Source organism: Pseudomonas sp. NMI760_13, from assembly GCF_021283245.1.
Lineage (GTDB): Bacteria > Pseudomonadota > Gammaproteobacteria > Pseudomonadales > Pseudomonadaceae > Aquipseudomonas > Aquipseudomonas peradeniyensis.
Map to the genome: position 1 here is coordinate 150,295 of NZ_JAJSRC010000012.1, position 21,104 is coordinate 171,398.

Below are 21,104 nucleotides of genomic sequence, written 5' to 3' on the forward strand. Positions count from 1 at the left end.
CGCCGATGTGCTTTCTTATAACGCCGGGTGATTTGCCCTGTAAAGTGCGCGGAAGTCTTCCTTGCCATGCTTGAAACGCCAGGCGGATGGGAGTACCGTCAGCGCCTTACAGGGCACCTCGCTATTTGCCGGACCAGTCTTCTTGTCCTACAACTCAAATAGAGAGTGGCTAGAGAGCATTCCAGTAGCCGTCTGTCGGTCCTTCACAGCCGCTACGCCAACCCAAATCTGGCGCCGTTCGCCCACATGCAGAAACCCAGTGCAACGCTGCTGATCATCGATGACGACGAGGTGGTCCGTGCCAGTCTCGCCGCCTATCTGGAAGACAGCGGCTTCAGCGTCCTCCAGGCCGGCAACGGCCAGCAGGGCCTCCAGGTCTTCGAAGCACACCAGCCCGACCTCGTGATCTGCGATCTGCGCATGCCGCAGATGGGCGGCCTCGAACTGATCCGCCGGATCAGCGAGCGCGCGCCGCAGTTGCCGGTGATCGTGGTGTCCGGTGCCGGCGTCATGAGCGACGCGGTCGAAGCCCTGCGCCTGGGCGCAGCGGACTACCTGATCAAGCCCCTGGAAGACCTGGCCGTGCTCGAGCACTCGGTGCGCCGCGCCCTCGACCGCTCGCGCCTGGTGCTGGAAAACCAGCGCTACCGGGAGAAGCTCGAAGCCGCCAACCGCGAGCTGGAGGCCAGCCTGCACCTGCTGCAGGAGGACCAGACCGCCGGTCGCCAGGTGCAGATGAACATGCTCCCGGAAAACCCCTGGGTGGCCGGCGAGTTCGCCTTTGAGCACCAGATCATCCCGTCGCTGTACCTGTCGGGCGATTTCGCCGACTACTTCCGCGTGGATGACCGGCGCATCGCCTTCTACCTGGCGGACGTCTCCGGCCACGGTGCCTCGTCGGCATTCGTCACGGTGCTGCTCAAGTTCATGACCACGCGCCTGCTGTTCGAATTCAAGCGTGGCGGCAAGATGCGCGAGTTCAAGCCTTCACAGGTGCTCAGCCACATCAACCGCGGGCTGATCAACTGCAAGCTGGGCAAGCATGTGACCATGGTCGGTGGCGTCATCGACGAGGACACCGGCCTGCTCACCTACAGCGTCGGCGGCCACTTGCCGCTGCCGGTGCTGTACACCCCGGGCCAGGCCCGCTACCTGGAAGGCCGCGGCCTGCCGGTGGGGTTGTTCGACGAGGCCAGTTACCAGGACCAGGTGCTGGAGCTGCCACCGCAGTTCAGCCTCACCCTGATGTCCGATGGCATTCTGGACCTTTTGCCCGGGGACACACTCAAAGATAAGGAAGCGGCCTTGCCGGAAATCGTCAAGGCGGCGGGTGGTAGCCTGGAGGGGCTGCGCCAACGATTCGAATTGGCTACGCTTGGGGAGATGCCGGATGATATCGCCCTATTGGTGTTGAGCAGGAACCTTGAATGAGTACTGGTAGAATCCAGTTCGCCGAACAAAGCGGGACCTTCGTTCTGAAATTTGTCGGTGAAGTGCGCCTGACCCTGTGTTCGGCGCTGGATGCGACGATCGAGAAGATCTTCACCGCGCTGAACTTCTCGGCCATCGTCATCGACCTGACCGAAACCGAGAGCATCGACAGCACCACCCTCGGCCTGCTGGCCAAGCTGTCGATCCTGTCCCGGCAGAAAGTCGGCCTGCTGCCGACCGTGGTCACCACCAACCCGGACATTTCCCGCCTGCTGCAGTCCATGGGCTTCGACCAGGTGTTCAACATCGTCGACCGCCCGGTGCCGTGCCCGGAGTGCCTGACCGACCTGCCGTCCCAGGACCAGGACGAGAGCGTGGTGCGTTCCAAGGTGCTGGAGGCGCACAAGATCCTCATGGGCTTGAACGACTCCAACCGTGAAGCCTTCCATGACCTGGTGAGCGCGCTCGAGCGGTCCTGATTCAAGTGCTGCGCCGGCTTCTTCGCGGGTAAACCCGCTCCCACAGAGCATACGGTGCCTGTGGGAGCGGGTTTACCCGCGAAGAAGCCGGCGCGGTATCAAGCGTCTATTCAATCCCGCCTGATGAATTCGGTCGCCGCCGTGCCATCGGCATTGAGCTGCAACACCCGCTCCGGCCGCCCCTGGCCATCGAAGAACACCTGCCCCAACCCCGCGCTGTTCCACAACCGCTCCCCGGCCTTGCTACGGCTGGGCGTCCGCGGCACCACCTCCATTTCCCGGCGCTTGGTAAACCAGTTGAGCGGCGAGCGCGGCGAGTACAGCCAGCGGTTGAGCCGGTCGAGCACATCCAGCAGGCGCCGGGGAAACTCGTTCTTGATCCCGCTGCTGGTCACCTGCCACAGGTGCGGGCTGCGCTGGCGGTGGCGGATCAGCACTTCGTAGACGAACGAGTAGTGCACGTCGCCCGACAGCACCACGTAGTGCCCCGGCGTGCGCGAATGGCGGAAGATGTTGAGGATCACCTGCGCCGCGCCGCGATGGGCCATCCAGTTCTCCGCATCCACCAGCAGCGGGTAGCCCAGGGCGCTGAACACCCGCTGCACGGTCTCGATCAGCTTGACCCCGAAGATCGGCGCCGGCGAGACGATGATCGCCGAAGGATGGTCGAGCAGCGCCTGCTGCAGTTCGCTCAGCGCCTCCCAATCGAGCAGGCCGGAAGGCTTGCCCAGGCTGCTTTCGCTGCGCCAGCGGCGGGTGCGGGTGTCCAGCACCAGCAGCGGTGGATCGCTGAGCAGCGCGTACTGCCAGCCCTGGAAGCGCAGCAGCTCGCCGATCAGCTCGTCCCGGGCCTCGTTCAGTTGCCGGCATTGCCCGACCAGCGCCGCGCAACCGTCCGGGTCGTTGCCCCAGCCCTGGCACAGCAGATAGCCGAGCAGGGCGTTGCCGATGATGCGCCGCGAGAACGGGTGGCCGTAGGCGGTCTGTTCCCATTGCGCCGACAGGTTCCAGTCGTCGGTGATGTCGTGGTCGTCGAAGATCATCAGGCAGGGCAGGTGGGCCAGCACCCGCGCTACCTGGCCGAGGCCGTCGCGGAAGGCCTCGATCAGCGGCAGTTCGCGCTGATAACGGGCCTGGCGCTGGTCGGTCAGGCCCTCTGGCATGTCCATCCGCACCAGCGTCCACGGCAGCGGCGACCAGACCAGCAGGTACATGGCCATGACCTCGGCGAAGGTCACCAGGTGGTTGTCGGCGTTGCTGGACGAAAAGATCGGCTTGCGCTTGCCGCCGAAGAAGCGTTCGCGCAGGGTCTCGTTGCCTTCCTGGGCTGGCAGCAGGTCGGCGCGGTGGTAGTAGCAGGCCGGGTGGCGATAGAGCGCGGCGCCGCTGTCGACCAGGGCGCCATCGAGCGCCTCGTCGAACAGACCCAGGTGTTCGATCAGTTCGTGGATGGCGCGCAGCATGGGGCCGGCGACATCGTCGGCATAGACCTGATCGCCGCTCATCAGCAGCACGGCGGGGCGCTCTTCTGGGCGCGGATCGGCGGCAAGCAGGCGGTCGGCGCACAGCAGACCGTCGGCGGCCGGGTGATGGGGCTTGCGGCAGGAGCCGTGGAGCAACTGGTCGAGGCGCTCGCGCAGCACGAAGCTCGGGCGGCTGGCGCCGGGGTAGAGCAGGTGCGGGGCCCAGTCGGCGATGCCCTGGCCGTTGGCCAGGCGCAGGTCGTAGTCGAGCGCCACGTTGCTGGGCAGTGGGTGGTCGAAGTGGATGTCCAGCAGATGGATGAAGGCGTGCACACCGACCGCGATCACCTCGCAGCGCGTGGTGACGCCGATGCCGGCCTGGTCGAGGAGGAATTCGGGTTGCAGCGGTTGCGAGCCGACCAGCCAGATGGCCAGGCGTTGCGGTTCCAGGCGGCGGAGGATGGGGCCGGCGAGGACGAGGGGGAGCGAAGCGGTGGCGGGCATGGATGGCTCAGGTTCGTGTGATGCTGATGGCCCTATCGCGGGGCAAGCCCGCTCCCACAGGGAATGGGGGATGCGGTGTTTTCATTGTGGGAGCGGGCTTGCCCCGCGATGGCGTCATCGGCCACCCCAACGAAAACGGGCGGGAAATGCTCTGCATTAACCGCCCGTCGATCAAGCCGAAGATGTATCAGGCTTTGTCAGCCAGCCATCAGCGCTTCCAGCTTTTCCTGGTCGCGGGCGAACTGGCGGATGCCTTCGGCCAGCTTCTCGGTGGCCATGGCGTCTTCGTTCATCGCCCAGCGGAACTGGCTTTCGTTCAACTGCTGCTTGGCTTCGCCGGCATTGCCCGGCTTGAGCAGGCGTGGCAGTTCGCCCTGGTCGTCCGACAGTTGCTGCAGCAGTTCGGGGCTGATGGTCAGGCGGTCGCAGCCGGCCAGTTGCTCGATCTGGCCGATGTTGCGGAAGCTCGCGCCCATGACCACGGTGTCGTAGCCGTTGCTCTTGTAGTAGTCGTAGATGCGGGTGACCGACTGCACGCCCGGATCCTCGGCGCCGACGTATTCCTTGCCGGTGCTTTTCTTGTACCAGTCGTAGATGCGCCCCACGAACGGCGAGATCAGGAACACCCCGGCATCGGCGCAGGCCTGGGCCTGGGCGAAGGAGAACAGCAGGGTGAGGTTGGTTTGGATGCCTTCCTTCTCCAGCTTCTCGGCGGCGCGGATGCCTTCCCAGGTGGAGGCCAGCTTGATCAGCACGCGGTCTTTCGGCACACCGGCTGCTTCGTACAGCTCGATCAGCTGACGGGCCTTTTTCAGCAGCGCCGGCTCGTCGAACGACAGTCGCGCGTCCACCTCGGTGGAGATGCGCCCCGGAATGACCTTGAGAATGCCCGAGCCCACCGACACGGCGAATTTATCGCAGGCCAGGTCGACATTGCCCTTGGCATCGGCCTTGACCTGCTTGAGCAGGTCGGCGTAACCCGGGATGGCGGCGGCCTTGAGCAGCAGCGAAGGGTTGGTGGTGGCGTCGACCGGCTTGAGGCGGGTGATGGCGTCCAGGTCGCCGGTGTCGGCGACGACGGTGGTGAACTGCTTGAGTTGTTCCAGCTTGGAGGTCATGGGCGTGCTCTGTCCTGTGCAATGACTCGACATTACCCGAGCCCCGACAGCCACTCAAGGCCCGTCGCAGGCGTATCGGGAAACCCTTCGAAGCAGCGCGCTCCCATGTGTAGGAGCGGGCTTGCCCCGCGAAGGGCTGCAAAGCAGCCCCGGCCAACGCCAGGGCCGCGGTAAAAGGCTAACCCTTCGAGTCCCAACCCCGCCCCAGGTTCCCTCAACGCCCCTGCAACAGCTCGGCGGCCTGGTCCAGCACCTTCAGCGGTTCGCTGGTCTTGTGAATGTCCGCCGACAGCAACTGCCGGAAGCGCCGCGCCCCCGGGAAGCCCTGGCCGAGCCCGAGGATATGCCGGGTGATGTGATGCATCGCGCCGCCGCTTTGTATGTGCCCGACGATATACGGACGCAGCTTTTCCATCGCATCGGCCCGGCTGACCACCGGCGCCGCGCTGCCGAACAGCTGCTGGTCGACCTCGGCCAGCAGGTACGGGTTGTGGTACGCCTCGCGCCCGAGCATCACGCCATCGAAGGTCTGCAGATGCGTGCGGCACTCGTCGAGGGTCTTGATGCCGCCGTTGAGCACCAGCTCCAGATCCGGGAAGTCGGCCTTCAGCTGCGCCGCCACGTCATAGCGCAGCGGCGGGATCTCGCGGTTCTCCTTGGGCGACAGGCCTTCGAGGATGGCGATGCGCGCATGCACGGTGAAGCTGCGGCACCCGGCGTCGCGCACCTGGCCGACGAAGTCGCACAGCTCGGCGTAGCTGTCGCGGCCGTTGATGCCGATGCGGTGCTTGACCGTGACCGGAATGCCGACCGCGTCCTGCATGGCCTTGACGCAATTGGCCACCAGCGCCGGATGGCCCATCAGGCAGGCGCCGATCATGTTGTTCTGCACCCGGTCGCTGGGGCAGCCGACGTTGAGGTTGACCTCGTCATAGCCGGCCTCCTCGGCCAGGCGCGCGCAGGCGGCCAGGTCCGCCGGCACGCTGCCGCCCAACTGCAGGGCCAGCGGGTGCTCGGATTGGTCATGGCGCAGGAAACGCTGGGCGTCGTTGTGCAGCAGGGCGCCGGTGGTGACCATTTCGGTGTAGAGCAGGGCGTGCTGGGAGAGCAGGCGCAGGAAGAATCTACAGTGTCTATCTGTCCAGTCCATCATGGGCGCTACGGAGAAGCGGCGAGATGGCTCGGGGCGCAAGGTCAGGAGGCTTGAGGCGGATTCTTGGGGCATCTGGGGATTTGATTCGCGAAAACTGGCGGGCCGGTAGCTGGTGTCGGTGGTGCCACTCGGCATGAAGTGTCCATAGTCTACCAAGCGCGAGGGCTTTCGTCCGGAGTGTCATTACCAATCTGATGGAGAGGCAGTCGAACATTCTGAGGTGTACGAATCGTCGCACTTGTCTTTAGGCGTCGCTATTGCGACGATTGATGTGTTGTGCGACTATTCGTTTCGCCTTCGGAATTGGTCCGTAGGCATGGATCCATAAGGGAGGTCAGTGCCATGAGCGAGGCATTCGAAAATAAAGGCGCGCTGGCGCGCAAGGCGCGCATGGTGTTCGGGGCAACTACTGCCGAGGCTGCGCAGATGGTGCATGTCGCGAAGCGTACTTGGGAGGTATGGGAGTCTGGTCAGCGGGAGATGCCGGATGCGGAGCTGGAACTGTTCATCCACAAGATCACGAACGGTGTCACGCCTTCCGAGGATCGTGAGCTGGTTGTGGTCGTGGCTGACGGTCAGATGCCCCACGATGTGATCTCGAGCGATACGTTCCTCAATCTGACACTGAATGTGGACGGGACGGCCGAGATCAGTTCCATGGCCGTCAGCCGTGCCACTGGGCGCCAGTATATTCACCGTACGACTTTCACGATCGAGCCTCACAACACACACGTTGTTGCTTTTGCTAATCGGCATCGTAAGTGGGGCTAATTGAGCGTAGAGGCGCTCTAGAAACGTTAAGTATCACTGGCCGTTACAGACCCTATCAATCGGTCTGTAACGGCCTTTCTCCAAAGTGTTTGCACTAAGCTGACAGAGTTGCACTTAGTGCCCCATCCCCAACTCCGCATCATCCATCAGCGCCTTGGCCAATGCGCTCAGGTAATACGCCGCCCAAAGCATCTGCGGCTTCTCCTCCATGATCCCGCTGATGGTCAGGTCGCGCACGCAGCCCATCAGTTCCGAGGCCTGATCCCGTGCATGCTGGCAAGGGATCCCGGGTTCGATGAAAAACAGCGGGTCGGTCTGGCCTTCGCCCTGGTAGAACTTGGTCTTGCCCACGGTAGTGTGGGGCGTGGTGGTGTCTGTGGTCATCATTGAATCTCCCTGAATTGTTCCGCTGCCTGGTCTATCGCTATCGCGGGGCAAGCCCGCTCCCACGTCGGTACGCAATGGCGTGGGAGCGGGCTTGCCCCGCGATGACGTCAACTCAGGCGCCACATACCTTGTGATCTAGTGCAACGGACGCGGCTGCGCGTTCGGCATCTGTACCTGGATCAATGCCGACTCCAGCAACACGCGCAGTGCCTCCATCTCATGCATGGAAGCCAGCATCAGAATTGAGGCGGGTGACTTGGGCTGCAGCAGAACGGCCTGATGCGCCACGCTTTGCGCGCACAGGGCGTATTCGGTGGCCTGGATGAGGGTGTCTTCGAGGGAGTGGTGGTTGTGGGGTGGGTCGGGGACGATCTTCAACATCACGATTTTTCTCCATGATGCGGTCACCTGCCTGCTGTCAAACAGAAGGGTGGCAGCTGTACGTGGGTTGACAGACCGGCGAAAATCGTAAAATTCCGGCGCACGCAAGCGTGCCCGCACATACAGCCGCCATAAACGGCAAGCCATACACGATTATTCGTCACAGCCTGTCAAAGCTGTGTCGTTGATATTCAACGACAGCCCGAGACTAGAGCTCTGCCCAAGAGGTCGCAACGGAAAAAACGCGGCAGGAGTATGTTTGGGAAATGGACTACAAGGAAGGGGCAAAATCTGATTGTTGGCGGCTTGAATCGACTATTTTCAGGCTGGTTCGCTCTGCAGCTGAGCTTGATTTCTGGGGAGAGCTTGAGCCGGCTGTTTGAGATGGACTGGGATGCCCGAGGGTTTCGAGTGTCTCCGGTCACCGTGACTGGAACTCGTTGAGTCGTTATGCCCACTTGCGCGGACGTGGCGATCAGTATAAAGGGTGGGCTTGGACCAGCAAAATTTTAGCATCGCATGTCACGTTGGGTGCGAGAGTCGGTGGAGAGTGAAATGACTAAGAAAGGAATCGAGGGGAAGTCAGATCGGTCTAAAGGCGTGGTGCGATCTTTTATTGAATCTATGCCTGCTGCAGATTATGTGGAAATGGCCGTTGATGCTTTTGTGGGTTCAGAGGCGTTAAAGGATGTTCCGGTTGTTGGAAGTTTGATGGGGGTCTTGGAGTTTAGAAGTAGGTTTAAGCGTAGAAGATTTCTTAAGCGAGTTGAAAAATTCTATTCTGAAGTTTCCGATCTTTCTTCGGAGGAACTCAAGGATTTCGATGAGTCATTTGAAAGCTCAGAGCAATCAGAAGAATTCGTAACGGATTTAATAGAGCTAATAGATCGTTTGGAAAACGAGCAGAAAGCTTTGATGCTGGCCGGCGCATTCAAACGCTTGGTAAGGCAGGATATCGATAAGTCAACCTTTACTGACATGAGTAGGGTGTTCGATAAGGTTTATAATATCGATTTGTTTCACTTCATGCATGGTTATAAAAATCCTCATACGTTTGAGGATTCACTTGGGGATGTATTGGTTAGCGTTAGGGTGTGCAAGAGGAAGATTGAAAATTCCACTCGTCAAACTATGATGCTTGATCCTAGTCGAGTTGATTCTTTTATCAAGGTTTCCTATGAAGTGACTGGCTTCGGTAGGTTGGTTTTAGAAACCTTGCATGAAGTGTATGCGGAAAAAATAGATCCTGAGCATTTGATAAGGACGGAACCGGGGCAGTAGGTGCAGTTGCGGGCACCTAGGGAGGTCGAACTGACGATGGACAACCAAACCGTAAATTAGGTAGCGTTGTCGCACTTGTAGCGACTTCCTCAAAGCCACGCAAGAAATTAGGGGCGACAGGGAGTGTTATCCCACACACCTTAACAATCGCTAGTAGTTGTGAGTCATTCGCAAAAATGGAGCAGCAATGTTTTTCGAAAAAGAAGACAATAACAAGGTTCTGGGTGAGTTTTTACGTAAGTCCGGAATTGCCAATACTGATAACGAAGCAAGAGCCGCAAGGCTGTCCATATCACGAGAGATAATCGGATATATCTACAAAAAGCCAGATGGATGGGATCAACGCTGCACCTTCAACATCAAGTATATAGGCGAACAATATCTTCGAGTGCTAAGCAATTTCGACCATCAAAAGCTAACAGATATTGACTCTATCTATTCAATGTCATATAGATTTCTATGTGAGTTCGACTTCCTAGTAGGCTCCGGTAAAGAGCTTAGCATGGAACTGCGGTCGATCAAGAATAAAATTGAGCATGACAATGCTGAAATGGACGAGGACGTTAGATCTCAAATAATTTACGCGGCATACATAATGCCAGCCAATATAGCCAAGGAATTCATTAATGACGCAAATGTTGGCGTCTTCAGGGACTTCGAGCAGAGGAAAATTGAGGCTGAAAACCTTAAAGCCAAGTGGGATGAGGAAATCGAACAAAAAAAGGCCATAGCAGATGCACTGAAAGATAAGCTCGACGAATATAAAATTGGATTTAATTTTGTCGGATTATACAAAGGATTTTCTGAGCTTTCCGAGAAAAAAATCAAAGAGTCACGCTGGTTATTTTGGTCCTTATTAGGAATGGGATCTCTAATCTTGCTCCCTCTAATTGCTGAAATCATATTTGCCACAAGTGAAATTTACGACGGAAAGTCTTTCGCCGCCAATCATTTAATCATATTGATACCATTGATCTCTATTGAGTTGATTTTAATTTACTTCTTCAGAATAATTTTGATTAATCATAAGTCTGTAAAGGGTCAAATCATGCAGCTTGAATTAAGGCAGACACTTTGCCAATTTATTCAAAGCTACGCTGGTTACTCCACGGAAATCAAAAAGCAAGACTCCGGGGCATTGGAGAAATTTGAAAGCCTAATATTCAGTGGAATTCTCTCTGACCCTGAAAAGCTGCCTAGCACTTTTGATGGGCTTGAGCAAATAGGTAATTTAATCAAAAGCGTAAAAAACTCATAACAAACCATTCGCGTCACTTACTTGAAATCGCGTTCCGAGCGCCCTTCAAAACACATAGCATGGAGTAGCTTAGTAAGCGCTCCATGAACCCCACCTAACCCAAGATGGGCAGAGCCCTCAGCTATGTATTTGAGGTGTGCAGTTCCATGGCAACAGCGCTTCGTAGTCTTCCACTGAGGACGCCTGTGGCAGGCTTTTCGCTTCGTCGAAGAGCGGCAATTGGGGCGTCGCCGCATCGCTTGTCTGCTCGGTCTTGCGCCCGAACAGGCGCTGGCGCAACAGCGCAACTTCCTCTTCGAGATGAACGATCTTGCCTGTCGGACGCGCGCTCGTTGATCATCTGCTCAAGCAGTTGCTTGAGTAGAACAGGATCGTCAGGGAGGGTTTCGGGCATGGAAATCATGCCGCGGATTATACCGAATCAGGCGACGAAACGAGGGGTCAAAACCTGATGCGGACGGTTACGCCAGAGGTCGAAGCCATCGAGTAGCCAGTTCAGTTCCTGGACGGTCAGGACAATGGCTTCGTCAGTGACATCGGGCGAGGTTTTGAAACGTTCGGACTCCAAGCGTTTGAGCCAGAGGCAGAAGCCGTTGCGCTCCCAATACAGGATCTTCACGCGGTTGCGCGGCTTGTTGAGGAAAACGAAAAGCACCGGGTCGAACACCGCCACCTTGATATCGAGTTCGACCAGCGCGGCCAGGCCATCGATGGATTTTCAAAAGTCGACGGGCTTGGGGTAGAGGTACACTTTTTCGACTTTGGCGTCGGGTCGCATCATTGTCGGCGAGCTCCAGAAAGAAATCGGGAGCACAGCATCGGGGATCAGGTAAGCGCTTTGAATGTGGGGTTCATGGAGCGCTTACGATCGATCAGCTATGGCGAGTCCGGTAGAACGGCAGTCCAGATCATGGGGCAAATGGGCAAACTGAGCGCCATTCCATGCCACTCTATGCCCTTTGGATTCTTCACCGGCAGGTACAGAAAAGCGCCCAAGCCCTTTGCGTATGGGGCTTGAGCGCATTTTCTCGTCAATACTCCAGCACAATCGGTGTTTGTCGGTTTAAACCTTCTGCATGCCGTTTGAAGAGCCGGAGCAGGTGGATGGCCTCGAGCAGATGGTAGGCTTCTATATCGAAAGGTGCGGGGATTTTTTGTGCTCAGGTAAGTCGTTCAGGGCGCAGTTTCGACCGCCAGCTGGGCAGTCCAGCAGTGGCGGCATACCTTAGCAGTTACAGAAAACTAGTGCGCTTAGAAGTTGATGACTCCTTAGACTTTCAGATGCTGATGTGCGCTGCGATACTTTTTTACGAACGCGTCCGTTGTGGTGGAGTAATGATCGGCAAAAACTTTATACCTGGCAGCTTGTACAATTCCACGGTTGAATCGTCTGGTTTCACTAGCGCTCTGCTTGAAGACCTCAATATTCTTTGTCCCGAGGGGCGTACATACCAATGCTAAGTCTTTTCTTAAACTCAGCATTAGTTCTGAGTGTGGATGTGCCGGCCCCATCCCTTGACTTCCAGCTATGACTATTGGGTTGTCTGAAGTCATGAACGACACATTTTCTGAGGCAATGTAAAATTGCCAATTTTTTTTGAGTAGGCTATTTCCGATCATTTCGGCCATCTGAACCATTGGTCTAAGTGATACCCAATCTTTCGCTTTGGCCGAGATTCCGTATTTGCTAATTATCTCAGAGAACTCGCCATCGTTGTTGGCGACTTCTGATAATGCGAATTGTGCTACCCGCGTAAATATATCGTTAATGCCGTTTCGAAAGCTAGGGACTCTCGTGAGGCCGAGTGCAATGAAGAACGCTAGCTTAGCTTTGTCGTTGGGGCTGATTGTTATAGGGTGGCCTGGTCTTGGTTGAATGCTCTTAATAAGCGGAGGAATGTCATTGTCCACCGTGTGAGCTAACAGTTTTTCGATTGAGTCGATATCCCGTTCGCCAGAAGAAGTTTCTTGCGAGTAGTAATAGTCTTCATAGGCTTGTGATTTTACGGACTTTTCTTGTGGTTTTCGACCGTCACGCTTGTCATATACCCATACGAAAGGGGTGTTTTCCTGGGATGCAAATCCTTTTAGAAATCCTTGTGGGACATAGTGTTGTCTGACTGTAGTCATCGGGAAATCCTTACCGGTAAGGGTGGGAGTCGGACTGAAAAAGCAGCTCTTCTATGTTGAATCTTGTTCTAAGAAGTTCCCGCAGTTTTTGCTTTGCGTCAGAAAGTTTGTCTCGATGCTGGGTAAGATTTTCCATAAATTTTTCGGCTGTATCATTGTCCTCCCATGTTAGCACCGTTGGATGCGGATCATCACTTTCAATCCAGATATCAGGCCAGTAGTAAGTTTCTCCTTCGCGAAGTGCGAGGATGGCTTCTTTGTATTTTTCGTTTAATATGGCCTCGGTTGTGGTTCTTTTTGGCATTTTTATAATCATTTTGGTTTCGCTTATTGTTCGGTCCCAAGTAATACTTTCTGACATTTCTCTAAGGAAGTCGAACTTGCTAGCATATAGTGCGTCACAACAAGTCGCCAGGGCGGGATCAATGATTTGCAGTCCCCCGCGCAGTTCGTGACTCAAATCGATAAACATGTTGCTAGCAAGCTCGACGTCCTGTCGGTGGTTGTTGAGCGCATTTACTACGGTGAATGCTACACCTGTTTTGGTTGTGCGGTAATCCTTTGCGCAATCCAGTATAGACTCCGTCACATCCTCAAGCGCCTGCAGGCAGTAATACAGTTTAGTAAGTGAGCGACACGCTTTTTTTCTGTCGTTTGGCGATAGTTTTCCAAGGGCTGATAGAGATTTCGCTACGATAAATCCCACGATTCTGCTAAGCATGATTTCTGCGGTAATCATTAATCGCTCTCTCTGTATGGTATTTACTGTTCAGCACTTGTAGTGATCCTTGCGGTCGATGTCCTAGTGGCTATCGTGCATGGGGAAGTGCTGGATTATCAATCTTCGTTCAGGCGTAGGAAGTGTGGGTGCTCGCCATAGTCAAATGTTGGATCTATCTCGGTGATTCGCTCCACGATTTTAGTGTGATCAGCTTCGGCTCGACCTCGGTGATATGTTTGATTGTTTGCTTTGATTTGCTGCAGTAAAAAATTAAGTGCTTCGATGTCGAATGTTTTGAGGTTGGGCTGAATGGAACTTTGGAATCTAGAGTCTGCCGTGTTGTAGCTTCTGCTAACGCCATAATAAGCTCCCATGAGTTTGCAGCAGCTCCTGTGCCACTCTAAAGAGTCTTCAAAGGTAAGTATTACAGACCAAAGCTCTGAGTCAATCGTCGGGTACTCATCACTGGTGATCCAAGCCAAAAGGTCGTTGAAGTGCGCTTCCAGATTGTCTTGAATGAACCACCCTAGAATTCTACTATTTGCGTCGTTCTCTATGTGGTGAGAGATTTTTAGTCTGGCGGCTTCTGAAAGATATTGATAGAGCTCAGGGTTTTTGGCTAGATAGAAAGCTATATAAGTTAAGGGTAAGCCGTTAGAGGCAATGTTTCCATAAAACTCGGGGTCATCTTGAATTGTTGCGGGGATATGTGCAATTTGACGTGAGCTTATGCATTCAAGAACATGCAGGTGGAGCTTCCTATTTTTTTTGCAGTCCTCGTTTTCTAGTTTGAATGTGAATTTCCAAAAGGTTCGAAATAAAGCTATTTGGGCGTCAGGCTTCAAGCGGCGAAGGTACCTGCTGTCAATATATTGATTGACCTTCTCCCGAGTATTGAGCGCTTCAGCGGCTTCTGATAGATCGGTTAGGAGCTCATTGATTATTTTGCTGGTGTAGAAAGGGGGTTTTATTAGTAGCCCCTCTAGGGTGTTTCGCAACAAGGCTCTTGTGGTGTCTTTGTTGGGCGAGTGCAGTTCTCTATCCCTGTTAAGAATTGGGTGTGCAGAAAGATGTCGTTGCTTCTGCAAGGTTCTTAGGTTTTCGATTTCGGGTGCATCTAGTAGCTCTGTTCTTCTGAAGACTTCTTCAAATAAAGTGATTTCCCAGGTTGATGATGTTGGTTGAGCTTCTTGAGTCGCGTTCATTTCCTCAAGGATTAGCCTGGCGATGTTGTCGTTATAGATGTCTACGAGATGCTGAAGTTTGTAAACTATGTCGCATACTGCTACCGACCAAAGCATAACTACTGCAGATCGGTAATTTTCGTTTTGATATGATGAAACCACTTCTTCGAAGTACTTTCTTGTTTTCGGAGAGTGGATGTCTTTTGAAATACTCTCTATTGAAAAGCTGCTCATCACCACCTCATGCTGGAAGGAGTTGTAGAGCTTCGCGCAGGGTCATGACGTGCGGGTCAGCTCTAAAGGGCAGATTGCCATCAGAAGCATTGAATTTGAAGATAGAAAAACCACGCACTAGCTTTGCTTGGTACAGATTTGGTACCGGATGAAGTAGTACCATCTGAAGGCGGCGTATTCTCTGGGGCTGAGGAAGATTATGCCCAATCCATCATCGGCGTCACGGAGAAGCGGCGGGATGGCTCTGGGCTCAGGGTTGCGGGTGTGGCGGCTTGAGAGTCTGGGACACGAACTCAGCGAAGCCAGACGGCGGGGCGCTGGCTGGCGATGGAAAGAGCGAATGGCCGCCAGTTTACCAAGCATGACGGGATTCGTCCGGTTTGAGCGGCGATCAGGTGCTGGCCGGTTCGAAGGTGAACAGCGTTGCAAGCATCACCCTCCTGGGAGCGGACTGGCTCCGCGAACGCGCCAGACCAGACAACCCATGGCGGAAGCATTGGCCCATCGTGCCGATCGGATTGCCCCGGGCGCGCGATTGGCGTTCCCGGGATCTCGTACAGTAGCAATGGCTGGACGATAGTTCGAATAAAGCGATCAACCGCTATCGCATACATTTCTATCGTGAAAGCCAAATGACCGAATGTTTTCAGCAGACGCTGAAAAGTAATGGATATCAGCCTGTTGTAGAAAGTGCTATTCCAGTGCTTACTTTAGTATGAGTGTTACTTAAGTTTTAATTGAGGGGTGAATAGCTTTTAGCCACTACTCACTAATTCCCAATGATTCTAAGCCCTCCGTAGCACATTTTTTTGTGATGGCTAAGCTCGTAGTCGCGCAACGGATGTTAGGGACGTACGCGCGTCTATCATGCTGCATCTACTAAAGGACTATCCCATGGAAAGCTTCGCTATCGCAGCCTCACAAATAAACTGGAACGGTGGCCAACGGATTACTTTGACTCCGGGTGATACGGCTACCTGCACGACGTTGCGCCCTGGCCAGATTTACGGGATTTTCATCTATAACTCTGCAGGTAGTGACAACAATGCCACTGTCAATGTGGTATGGAGCAATAGCCAACCCCCTGCAGGCATTACTGTTCCAGGTACCACTGCCAATGCCGGCTTGGCTTCGCTGGGTTTTGTTTCGGGTACCGATACCCAGACCATCTCGGTTTCGCTGCCCAGTAACAGTGGCATCGCACAGGTCGAGCTGTGGCTGGGCAGTACCAGCATGCCGACCAATACAAGCGGGCTGAACAATAACCAGCTGCAGGCGAATGGTGAGCAGTATCCGTTCAATAAATATAACCGCTATTATGCAGTGCCTCCGTCAAAGTGGATGAACCTGACCATCGTTAGCAAAATTACTCAGTTTATCTCGTGCCAGTTCCGGGAGGCGGCTGCTACTGTATTTGTTGTTAATGAAACCTCCAATGGCCTGCTGTCTGGTCAAGTCACCAATATTGGGCCTACTGCTTCGGAAAAAGGCGCTGTCACCATCGTTGCAACTCAGATTCAAAGTGTCAGCAATAACTTGCAAGGCGACGGCACGCAGTGGGTCTGGATGGACGCTGATAGTCAACAAGACTCTACGAGCGCCAGTATTTCTCTGCAATCACTTTAAAAGGGCGGTCAGCTATAATAAAAGAGCCGTGCACTGCGCGGCTCTTTTATTTTGAAATGGTAACTTTTCTGGCGTGCCATCAACGCTTGATTGCATCCATTCGTTGTTGCCAGTTCGCTGCTTTGCTCCAGAGGGCTTACCTGTGGCAAGGTAAGCCCAAGTCCTCTCCCGCTTCAGTGGCTCATGCCCAGTTCCGCATCATCCATCAGCGCCTTGGCCAACGCGCTCAGGTAGTACGCCGCCCATCAGTTCCGCGGCCTGGTCGCGGGCGTGCTGGCAGGGGATGCCGGGTTCGATACAGAACAGCGGGTCGGTCTGGCCTTCGCCCTGGTAGAACTTGGTCTTGCCGACGGTGGTGGGGGTGTCGTCTGTAATCATGATTCTCTCCCTGAGATGGTCGGTGCCTGTGCGGGCCTCTTCGCGGGTAAACCCGCTCCCACAGGTACAGCGCTGGCTCCAAGGCACAGGTGATCCTGTGGGAGCGGGTTTACCCGCGAAAGGGCCCGACCAGGCAACACATGCCTTGCGGTCCATCTGCTGGTACTCGAATAATCGTCGCGTCAGGATAGTCATTTCCGAATGAACGGCATCGATGGATGTTCACCGGCTCATCGAGCCCCGTTCACAAGTGAATCGCGAGTAATGAAACCATGTTTGACCACTACCTGAAACGATGGGGGCTGACCCTCGACGGGGACGCGTTCGTTTCGTTGAACGGCCATCTTCTCCCGGTTCGCCAGGGCGATACACCCGCCATGCTGAAAATCGCGCAATCACCCGAAGAGCAGGCCGGCAACCAGCTCATGGCCTGGTGGGGCGGTGATGGTGCGGCCCCGGTGCTGGCTCACGATGGCGAGGCGTTGTTGATGACGCGGGCGCAAGGCTCGGCATCCTTGGCGCAGATGGTTGCCGATGGCCGGGATGACGAGGCCACGCGCATCCTCTGCGCGGTGGTAGCCCGCCTACACGCCCCACGCGCTGAGCCAATGCCTGCGCTGGTTCCGCTGGCGCAATGGTTCGAAGCGTTGTGGAGTGCGGCGGCGACTCACGGTGGGGTGCTGGAACACAGTGCCAGGGCGGCGAGGGCGCTTTTGGCCGAGCCGCAGGAGGTGGTGGTGCTGCACGGCGATATCCATCACGGCAACGTGCTGGATTTCGGGCCAGCTGGATGGCTCGCCATCGATCCCAAGGGTTTGTACGGCGAGCGAGGCTTCGATTACGCCAACATCCTCTGCAACCCCGACGATGCAAGCGCGCTGGCACCGGGGGTCTTTGCACGTCGGATAGCGATCATCTCGGGCGCTGCCAGTATTGATCGGCGCAGGCTTTTGCAATGGGTGCTGGCATGGGCAGGGTTGTCGGCGACCTGGATGATCGAGGACGGTATCGAGCCGGACAGCAGGCTTGAGATGTCCAAGCTGGCAGCTTCGGCGCTCGACTGCGGCGTCCAGATTTCTGATTGAGCCGGTGCCTCACAAAATAAACGAGTTGCTATGCTGCTGGCGGTCCGGGCATACGGATTCGCCAGCGCCGGATGGTATTGCCAATACAAGGAGGTTCACATGCAAGTCACATTACCCTTGAGTGTCAGCGACTGGAAATACAAGACGGCCAGCGGTGGCGGGCTGACGGTGATGTTCGCCGCCGCCAGCGGTGGTCTGCTCACCCTGACCGATCCCGACAAGGCCGAACAGCAGTTTCGCTACGGCTCGCTCGGGGTCGGCGTGGGCGCCGGCGCGCGCCTGCCGCGAGTGGGCAAGATCAACTTGCTGGTACGCGGCAAGAGCGTCGGCGCGGTGGGCGCGAACGAAGACTTCCCGGCGATCGGTACGGTGCTGGTGGCAGACTCGGTCGCTGGCCGTGGCCTGGTCCGCGACGATTTCAAAGGTGGATGCGTGTTCCTCGAAGGCGGGCTGGGCCTGGTCGGTGGTGGCAGCGGGTCGGGCGTCTTGTTCGGCCTGGACCCCAAGTTGCTGATCCTGAGCACCGCCGCAGTGGGGGCGGGCGGTGCGCTCCTGCCACAGGACACCCTGCCGCGTCTTCTGCGCTCGGCCAAGGGTGTGATCTTCTCCGCCGGGTTCAACATCGGGGTGCAGGCTGGTGGCGGCTTGACGTTGACCTTGGGCGGGCTGTTCTGATCGAGAGCAGCGTGAGGGGGCGATACGTCCCCACGCACCCGATCGCGCCCAGCTGGCGCTGATCCCATCAAGGAAGATAAAAACAATGAAAACAGTGCTCGGCTTCTTGCTCTCCATCTGTTTCAGCCTACCGGCGTTTGCCGGCGAAACACCCATCGGTTTCCGCACCGCTACCCTGGCGGACAAGCAAAATAACCGCCCGCTGGAGCTGGCGGTCTGGTACCCGGCTACAACCACCGCCACACCGCAATTGATCGGTGATACACCTGTGTTCCTCGGCGATCCTGCCGTGCGCGATGCGCCTCCGGCCAAAGGCGCGCACCCCATGGTGGTGTTGTCCCACGGCTACCGCGGCAACTGGGGAAACCAGTCTTGGCTGGCCAGCGCGCTGGTTCAGCAGGGTTACATCGTGGCGGCGGTCAACCATCCCGGCACCACCACCCGCGATCGCGACCCTGAAGCCGCGGCACAGTTGTGGCAGCGTCCCATCGACCTGCAACGGGCCATCGATGCGGTGATGGCTCAGCCGGCAAAGTTCGGCGCGGTGGCGGTGGGCAAGATCGCGGTGGCAGGTCATTCGTTGGGCGGCTGGACAGCCTTGGAAATCGCCGGTGCCCGGTTCGACGCCGAGCGCTTTGCCCAGGACTGCGTCGCCCATCCGCAGCTGGCCAGTTGCAACGTATACAAACAGATCAACCCCGGCCGCAGCCCGGCATCGAAAGCCCGATTGGACGACGATCTGCGTGACAAGCGTGTCACCGCCATCGTGACCCTGGATCTGGGCCTGTCACGGGGCATGACCAATGACAGCCTGGCGGCATTGCCGGTACCGACGTTGGTAATCGCGGCGGGCGCGCCCTCCGAAGACCTTCCGGCACAGTTGGAGTCCGCCGACCTGGCCAAACGCTTGCCTCAGGCGACGAGTCGTTATGTCGAGATCGAGGACGCCAGCCACTTCAGCTTCTTGTCCATGTGCAAACCCGGCGCATTGGCGTTGCTGGAAGAGGACGCGCCCGGTGATGGCATCATTTGCCGGGATGGCGATAACGCTCGGCCACGGGCGCTGATCCAGCAGCAGATTGCCTTGCAGATCACCGAGTTTCTGGCGCAGTCGTTTCATAACTGACGACGATCCATCATGGGCGGATCAATGGTTGCGCAGCTGATGCAGGCAATCGATCCGTTCATGAACGGCTATCCAGCAATGTGAGCGTACCTGCCACCATTCCCAATCCCGTCCTCACTCAGTACACTTGCGACAAATTCTTATTCGCACCTGGTAATCTTTTGGGGGAGGGCGTGATGTCCACCGTTGTTCCCGCCGGCACTGTCCACTGCGGCCTGGAAACACTCTACCGCGAGCACAGCACCTGGCTCCACGGCTGGCTGCGCCAACGCCTGAACAGCTCCGCCGATGCCGCCGACCTGGCCCAGGACACCTTCATCCGCGTGCTGCTGGCGCGCACCGCCGGCACCCTCAACCAGCCCCGTCACTACCTGGCCACCATCGCCCGGGGCCTGGTCATCGACCTCTATCGCCGCCGCAGCCTGGAAACCGCCTACCTCGAAGCCCTGGCGCTGCAGCCGGAGAACTACGCACCTTCCGCCGAAACCCACGCCGCCATCCTCGATACCCTGATGGCCATCGACCGGATGCTCGACGGCCTCGGCCCGCGCACCCGGGCGATCTTCCTTGCCGTGCAGCTGGACGGATTGAGCTACGAAAAGGCCGCCGAACGCCTCGGCGTTTCGGTGAGCACCGTGCGCAAGCACCTCGCTCGCGGGCTGATGCATTGCCTGCTGGTCGAGGGTGCATGAAGGCCATTCTTGCCGAGGCCGTGGACTGGTACGTGCGCTTGCACGACAGCAACGTCGACGCCGCCACCCGCGCCTCCTGGCAAGCCTGGCGCGCCGCCGACCCTCGCCATGCCGCCGCCTGGGCGCGGCTGGAGGAGCTGCAAGGCCGCCTGGGCAACGTGCCCAGTGGCGCCGCGCAGACCCTGGAAATCGCCCGACGGGATCGGCGCCATGCCGTGAAGGCCCTGGTGCTGTTGCTCGGTGCCGGTGTGGTGGGTTGGCAGGGTTACCGGCGCTCGCCGTGGAGCACCGATTACTCGACCCGGACCGGCGAGCGGCGCCGAGTGACCCTGGCCGATGGCACGCGCCTGGACCTCAATACCAACAGCCACGTCGATATCCGCTTCGACGCTGGCCAGCGGCTGATCCACCTGCGCCAAGGCGAGATCCTGGTGGAGACCGCCAAGGACCCGCGTCCGCTCAGCGTGCGCACCGCCGAAGGTGTGATCCGTGCCCTCGGCACCCGCTTCAGCGTGCGTCAGGACGCGGGTACGAGCCACGTGGCGGTGGCTGCCCATGCCGTGGAAGTGCGGCCAGCGCAAGCGTCGCAAGTGGTGCGTATCGATGCCGGGTATGGGCTGAGCTTCGGCGCCGACGGTGTCGGGCCGCTGCGTCCCCTGGCCCCCGGCGGCCAGGCATGGGCGCAGGGCATGCTGGTCAGCGTTGATTGGCGCCTGGACGATGTGGTCCGTGAGCTGGCGCGCTATCGGCCTGGTTATCTCGGGTGTGCGGGGGAGGTTGCCGGATTGCGCCTGTCGGGTGCGTTCAATCTTGATGACACCGATGTTGCCTTGGCCAGCCTGGAAGACGCGTTGCCGGTTCGGGCGCGGCGCGTGACGCGCTATTGGGTGCGGCTGGAGCCGCTTGGGGTGGGGTAGGGCGACTGCATTTCATTGGCCCTCCCTTGAAATACATTTCGTAGGAGGATTCGAGGCGTGGGAGCGGGCTTGCCCCGCGATGCGATGGCGGCCTTGACGCCCTCATCGCG

The 21,104-nt window shown here is 57.3% G+C and carries 20 protein-coding genes and 3 pseudogenes; 12 read left to right on the plus strand and 11 right to left on the minus strand.

The features are described 5' to 3' along the window. Window positions 1–246: 246 nt before the first annotated feature. Together rssB and rssC are read left to right on the plus strand one after the other, a co-directional pair. On the plus strand, window positions 247–1,431 hold the full coding sequence (gene rssB / locus LU671_RS14985) for a two-component system response regulator RssB (RefSeq protein WP_028692716.1): 1,185 nt from the start codon (window positions 247–249) through the stop codon (window positions 1,429–1,431). Further along, entirely contained in the window at window positions 1,428–1,910 is a 483-nt protein-coding gene (gene rssC / locus LU671_RS14990) for an anti-sigma factor antagonist RssC (RefSeq protein WP_023631332.1), read from the plus strand. The genes rssB and rssC overlap by 4 nt, the downstream gene beginning before the upstream one ends. 110 nt (window positions 1,911–2,020) lie before the next feature. Here rssC and LU671_RS14995 read toward each other — a convergent pair whose 3' ends face one another. From LU671_RS14995 to dusA, 3 genes are all read right to left on the minus strand, one after another. Further along, window positions 2,021–3,877 carry an alkaline phosphatase D family protein gene (locus LU671_RS14995; RefSeq protein ID WP_232856054.1) on the minus strand — a complete coding sequence of 619 codons (1,857 nt, stop codon included), beginning with the start codon at window positions 3,875–3,877 and terminating at the stop codon, window positions 2,021–2,023. A 197-nt stretch (window positions 3,878–4,074) separates the two neighbouring features. After that, window positions 4,075–4,995 (minus strand): transaldolase, encoded by a 921-nt coding sequence (gene tal / locus LU671_RS15000; protein WP_232856055.1) that lies wholly within the window; start codon window positions 4,993–4,995, stop codon window positions 4,075–4,077. Window positions 4,996–5,209: 214 nt separating this feature from the next. Continuing rightward, window positions 5,210–6,220 carry a tRNA dihydrouridine(20/20a) synthase DusA gene (gene dusA / locus LU671_RS15005; protein ID WP_232856056.1) on the minus strand — a complete coding sequence of 337 codons (1,011 nt, stop codon included), beginning with the start codon at window positions 6,218–6,220 and terminating at the stop codon, window positions 5,210–5,212. 270 nt (window positions 6,221–6,490) lie between these two features. Here dusA and LU671_RS15010 point away from each other — a divergent pair, with 270 nt between their 5' ends. Next, entirely contained in the window at window positions 6,491–6,919 is a 429-nt protein-coding gene (locus LU671_RS15010) for a hypothetical protein (protein WP_232856057.1), read from the plus strand. Window positions 6,920–7,033: 114 nt separating this feature from the next. Here LU671_RS15010 and LU671_RS15015 read toward each other — a convergent pair whose 3' ends face one another. Together LU671_RS15015 and LU671_RS15020 are read right to left on the minus strand one after the other, a co-directional pair. Beyond that, the gene (locus LU671_RS15015; protein ID WP_232856072.1) at window positions 7,034–7,303 is read right to left on the minus strand and encodes a DUF3077 domain-containing protein; all 270 of its coding nucleotides are present in this window, start codon (window positions 7,301–7,303) and stop codon (window positions 7,034–7,036) included. 138 nt (window positions 7,304–7,441) lie between these two features. Next, window positions 7,442–7,687, minus strand: coding sequence for a hypothetical protein (locus LU671_RS15020; RefSeq protein ID WP_207851539.1), 246 nt, complete (start codon window positions 7,685–7,687; stop codon window positions 7,442–7,444). A 360-nt stretch (window positions 7,688–8,047) separates the two neighbouring features. Here LU671_RS15020 and LU671_RS15025 point away from each other — a divergent pair. The 3 genes and pseudogenes from LU671_RS15025 to LU671_RS15035 form a co-directional block, all read left to right on the plus strand. Next, window positions 8,048–8,241: pseudogene (locus tag LU671_RS15025) on the plus strand (site-specific integrase); the annotation flags it as partial. 1 nt (window position 8,242) lies between these two features. Continuing rightward, the gene (locus LU671_RS15030) at window positions 8,243–8,968 is read left to right on the plus strand and encodes a hypothetical protein (protein WP_232856058.1); all 726 of its coding nucleotides are present in this window, start codon (window positions 8,243–8,245) and stop codon (window positions 8,966–8,968) included. A gap of 187 nt (window positions 8,969–9,155) precedes the next feature. Further along, window positions 9,156–10,226 (plus strand): hypothetical protein, encoded by a 1,071-nt coding sequence (locus tag LU671_RS15035; RefSeq protein ID WP_232856059.1) that lies wholly within the window; start codon window positions 9,156–9,158, stop codon window positions 10,224–10,226. Window positions 10,227–10,373: 147 nt separating this feature from the next. Here the strand turns inward: LU671_RS15035 and LU671_RS15040 are convergent. The 5 genes and pseudogenes from LU671_RS15040 to LU671_RS15060 all read right to left on the minus strand — a co-directional run. Next, window positions 10,374–10,629, minus strand: a pseudogene (locus tag LU671_RS15040) (transposase domain-containing protein); the annotation flags it as partial. 18 nt (window positions 10,630–10,647) lie between these two features. Next, window positions 10,648–10,899 (minus strand): IS66 family insertion sequence element accessory protein TnpB, encoded by a 252-nt coding sequence (tnpB, locus tag LU671_RS15045; protein WP_232856060.1) that lies wholly within the window; start codon window positions 10,897–10,899, stop codon window positions 10,648–10,650. Window positions 10,900–11,495: 596 nt separating this feature from the next. Then, on the minus strand, window positions 11,496–12,356 hold the full coding sequence (locus LU671_RS15050) for a DUF4238 domain-containing protein (protein ID WP_232856061.1): 861 nt from the start codon (window positions 12,354–12,356) through the stop codon (window positions 11,496–11,498). Between the two features lie 10 nt (window positions 12,357–12,366). Beyond that, complete coding sequence (locus LU671_RS15055; protein ID WP_232856062.1) at window positions 12,367–13,095, minus strand: hypothetical protein; 729 nt, start codon at window positions 13,093–13,095, stop codon at window positions 12,367–12,369. Between the two features lie 98 nt (window positions 13,096–13,193). Continuing rightward, window positions 13,194–14,495 (minus strand): hypothetical protein, encoded by a 1,302-nt coding sequence (locus tag LU671_RS15060; RefSeq protein WP_232856063.1) that lies wholly within the window; start codon window positions 14,493–14,495, stop codon window positions 13,194–13,196. Window positions 14,496–15,389: 894 nt separating this feature from the next. Between LU671_RS15060 and LU671_RS15065 the strand changes: the two genes are divergently transcribed. Beyond that, a complete protein-coding gene (locus LU671_RS15065) occupies window positions 15,390–16,121 on the plus strand; it encodes a hypothetical protein (RefSeq protein ID WP_203647434.1) in 732 nt (243 codons plus the stop codon). Between the two features lie 173 nt (window positions 16,122–16,294). On the opposite strand, the pseudogene LU671_RS15070 reads toward LU671_RS15065, so the two are convergent. Next, window positions 16,295–16,499: pseudogene (locus LU671_RS15070) on the minus strand (DUF3077 domain-containing protein). Window positions 16,500–16,771: 272 nt separating this feature from the next. Here LU671_RS15070 and LU671_RS15075 point away from each other — a divergent pair. From LU671_RS15075 to LU671_RS15095, 5 genes are all read left to right on the plus strand, one after another. Further along, window positions 16,772–17,584 (plus strand): aminoglycoside phosphotransferase family protein, encoded by an 813-nt coding sequence (locus LU671_RS15075; protein ID WP_232856064.1) that lies wholly within the window; start codon window positions 16,772–16,774, stop codon window positions 17,582–17,584. 99 nt (window positions 17,585–17,683) lie between these two features. Next, entirely contained in the window at window positions 17,684–18,259 is a 576-nt protein-coding gene (locus LU671_RS15080; RefSeq protein ID WP_110738503.1) for a hypothetical protein, read from the plus strand. A gap of 85 nt (window positions 18,260–18,344) precedes the next feature. Next, on the plus strand, window positions 18,345–19,385 hold the full coding sequence (locus LU671_RS15085) for an alpha/beta hydrolase family protein (protein ID WP_232856065.1): 1,041 nt from the start codon (window positions 18,345–18,347) through the stop codon (window positions 19,383–19,385). A gap of 176 nt (window positions 19,386–19,561) precedes the next feature. Further along, window positions 19,562–20,077 carry a sigma-70 family RNA polymerase sigma factor gene (locus LU671_RS15090; protein WP_050704877.1) on the plus strand — a complete coding sequence of 172 codons (516 nt, stop codon included), beginning with the start codon at window positions 19,562–19,564 and terminating at the stop codon, window positions 20,075–20,077. Then, complete coding sequence (locus tag LU671_RS15095) at window positions 20,074–20,994, plus strand: FecR domain-containing protein (protein WP_269806738.1); 921 nt, start codon at window positions 20,074–20,076, stop codon at window positions 20,992–20,994. Before LU671_RS15090 ends, LU671_RS15095 begins: the two co-directional genes overlap by 4 nt. Window positions 20,995–21,104 lie beyond the last annotated feature (110 nt).